Raw genomic sequence first — 880 nt, forward strand, 5'->3', positions numbered from 1 at the left:
GGGTGACAGTGCGCGATATCCAGCATCACCTCGCGACCACGCTCGGGGTGGATATGAGCCCGGATACGATCAGCACCATTACCGATGCGGTGCTAGAGGAGGTCATGATCTGGCAAAACCGCCAGCTCGACGAGTTTTACCCGGTGATCTTCCTCGACGCGCTACGCGTGAAGATCCGTGACGGCCACCGCGTGGTCAACAAAGCCTGCTACATGGCGGTTGGTGTCGACATGGACGGCATCAAGCACATCCTGGGATTGTGGATCGCCGACAACGAAGGCGCCGCATTCTGGGCATCGGTGTGCGCGGATCTGGCCAACCGCGGTGTCCAGGACGTGTTCATCGTGTGCTGCGACGGGCTCAAAGGCTTGCCGGAAGCCGTGGAAGCCACCTGGCCGAATTCCATGGTGCAGACCTGCATTGTGCACCTGATTCGGGCTGCGAACCGGTGGGTGTCCTACCAGGACCGCAAACCCGTCTCCCGGGCGCTGCGTGAGGTCTACACGGCCGCAAACGAGGACACCGCCCGTGCCGCCTTGGATGCGTTCGAAGCCAGTGAACTGGGCCGGAAATACCCCCAGTCGGTCAAAGTCTGGCGTGACGCCTGGGAGCGGTTCGTGCCGTTTCTGCAGTTTCCGCCGGCGGCACGCCGGGTGCTCTACACCACCAATTCAATCGAGTCGCTGAATGCTGAACTGCGTAAAGCTACCCGCAACAGGGGCCAATTCCCGAACGATACCGCGGCGCTGAAGACGCTTTGGCTGATGATCTGCAACATCGAAGACAAGCGTGCCGCCCAGCGGGCGAAGAAAGCAAAGCGCAACATTGAGTGCAACGGCTATATTGAAGGAGCGAAAGCCACCGGGTGGAAACAAGCCAT

Annotated in this window: 1 protein-coding gene; it reads left to right on the plus strand. The window is 60.6% G+C overall.

From position 1 onward, the window contains the following. On the plus strand, window positions 1-880 hold an 880-nt coding region (locus HMPREF2791_RS02335), incomplete at both ends, for an IS256 family transposase (protein WP_070844192.1).

The organism is Corynebacterium sp. HMSC034A01, from assembly GCF_001838175.1.
Taxonomy (GTDB): Bacteria; Actinomycetota; Actinomycetes; order Mycobacteriales; family Mycobacteriaceae; genus Corynebacterium.